Origin of the sequence: Exiguobacterium sp. s64, assembly GCF_018618035.1 — a bacterium.
Lineage (GTDB): Bacteria > Bacillota > Bacilli > Exiguobacteriales > Exiguobacteriaceae > Exiguobacterium > Exiguobacterium mexicanum_A.
This window is the reverse complement of sequence record NZ_JACSLH010000020.1, coordinates 1-2,526: the sequence shown is the minus strand read 5'-3', so window position 1 is coordinate 2,526 and position 2,526 is coordinate 1. Positions and strand designations below refer to the sequence as shown.

At 55.0% G+C, this 2,526-nt stretch carries 1 rRNA gene; it reads right to left on the bottom strand.

From position 1 onward, the window contains the following. Positions 1-6 precede the first annotated feature (6 nt). Positions 7-2,526: ribosomal RNA gene (locus KNP64_RS14645) — 23S ribosomal RNA — on the bottom strand; the annotation flags it as partial.

Below are 2,526 nucleotides of genomic sequence, written 5' to 3'. Positions count from 1 at the left end.
TTAGACTAGATCAAAGCCTCGACCGATTAGTATCATTCAGCTCCACACGTCGCCGTGCTTCCACCCATGACCTATCTACCTCATCGTCTCTGAGGGGTCTTTCTTGATTGCTCAAAGGGAAATCTCATCTCGGAGGGGGCTTCATGCTTAGATGCTTTCAGCACTTATCCCGTCCGCACGTAGCTACCCAGCGATGCTCCTGGCGGAACAACTGGTACACCAGCGGTGCGTCCATCCCGGTCCTCTCGTACTAAGGACAGCTCTCCTCAAATTTCCTGCGCCCACGACGGATAGGGACCGAACTGTCTCACGACGTTCTGAACCCAGCTCGCGTACCGCTTTAATGGGCGAACAGCCCAACCCTTGGGACCTACTCCAGCCCCAGGATGCGATGAGCCGACATCGAGGTGCCAAACCTCCCCGTCGATGTGGACTCTTGGGGGAGATCAGCCTGTTATCCCCAGGGTAGCTTTTATCCGTTGAGCGATGGCCCTTCCATGCGGAACCACCGGATCACTAAGCCCGACTTTCGTCCCTGCTCGACTTGTAGGTCTCGCAGTCAAGCTCCCTTCTGCCTTTGCACTCTTCGAATGATTTCCAACCATTCTGAGGGAACCTTTGGGCGCCTCCGTTACTGTTTAGGAGGCGACCGCCCCAGTCAAACTACCCACCTGACACGGTCCTCCAGCCGGATCACGGCTGCGAGTTAGAGACTCTATACGCAAAGGGTGGTATCCCAAGGGTGTCTCCACCGAAGCTGGCGCTCCGGCTTCACAAACTCCCACCTATCCTGTACATCGCGTACAAAGCCTCAATATCAGGCTGTAGTAAAGCTCCATGGGGTCTTTCCGTCCTGTCGCGGGTAACCTGCATCTTCACAGGTACTATGATTTCACCGGGTCTCTCGTTGAGACAGTGCCCAAATCGTTACGCCTTTCGTGCGGGTCGGAACTTACCCGACAAGGAATTTCGCTACCTTAGGACCGTTATAGTTACGGCCGCCGTTTACTGGGGCTTCGGTTCAGTGCTTCTCTTGCGATGACACATCCCCTTAACCTTCCAGCACCGGGCAGGCGTCAGCCCCTATACTTCATCTTGCGATTTAGCAGAGACCTGTGTTTTTGCTAAACAGTCGTTTGGGCCTATTCACTGCGGCTTATGTTGCCATAAGCGTCCCTTCTCCCGAAGTTACGGGACCATTTTGCCGAGTTCCTTAACGAGAGTTATCCCGCGCGTCTTAGAATTCTCATCTCGCCTACCTGTGTCGGTTTACGGTACTGGCGCCGACCTCCTTACTAGAGGCTTTTCTTGGCAGCGTGAAATCCGGTACTTCGCCCTACGGGCTCCACGTCACAGCTCAGCCTTGTGTGTCGGGCGGATTTGCCAACCCGACGGCCTCGCTGCTTGTCCGTGCACTTCCAGTCGCACGGTTACCTTATCCTTCTGCGTCCCCCCATCGTTCAAACGGTGGTACGGCGGTACAGGAATATCAACCTGTTGTCCATCGCCTACGCCTTTCGGCCTCGGCTTAGGTCCAGACTAACCCTGAGCGGACGAGCCTTCCTCAGGAAACCTTGGGCTTTCGACGGAGGGGATTCTCACCCCTCTTTTCGCTACTCACACCGGCATTCTCACTTCCAAGCGCTCCACGGCTCCTCACGATACCGCTTCACTGCTGCTTGGAACGCTCCCCTACCATCCCTTACGGGATCCATAGCTTCGGTGGTATGTTTAGCCCCGTTACATTTTCGGCGCGGCGTCACTCGACTAGTGAGCTATTACGCACTCTTTGAATGATGGCTGCTTCTAAGCCAACATCCTAGTTGTCTGTGCAACGCCACATCCTTTTCCACTTAACATACACTTGGGGACCTTAGCTGATGGTCTGGGCTGTTTCCCTTTCGACTACGGATCTTATCACTCGCAGTCTGACTCCCGAGTACAAGTTGCCGGCATTCGGAGTTTGACTGAATTCGGTAACCCTGTGGGGGCCCCTAGTCCAATCAGTGCTCTACCTCCGGAACTCTTCACCTCGAGGCTAGCCCTAAAGCTATTTCGGGGAGAACCAGCTATCTCCAGGTTCGATTGGCATTTCACCGCTACCCACACCTCATCCCCGCACTTTTCAACGTGCGTGGGTTCGGACCTCCAGTCAGTGTTACCTGACCTTCATCCTGGACATGGGTAGATCACCTGGTTTCGGGTCTACGACGACGGACTGATGCGCCCTATTCAGACTCGCTTTCGCTGCGGCTCCGCCTCATCGGCTTAACCTCGCCCGCCATCGTAACTCGCCGGTTCATTCTACAAAAGGCACGCCATCACCCGTTAACGGGCTCTGACTACTTGTAGGCATACGGTTTCAGGATCTGTTTCACTCCCCTTCCGGGGTGCTTTTCACCTTTCCCTCACGGTACTGGTTCACTATCGGTCACTAGGAAGTATTTAGCCTTGGGAGATGGTCCTCCCGGATTCCGACGGGGTTTCACGTGTCCCGCCGTACTCAGGATCCACTCTGGAGGGGAT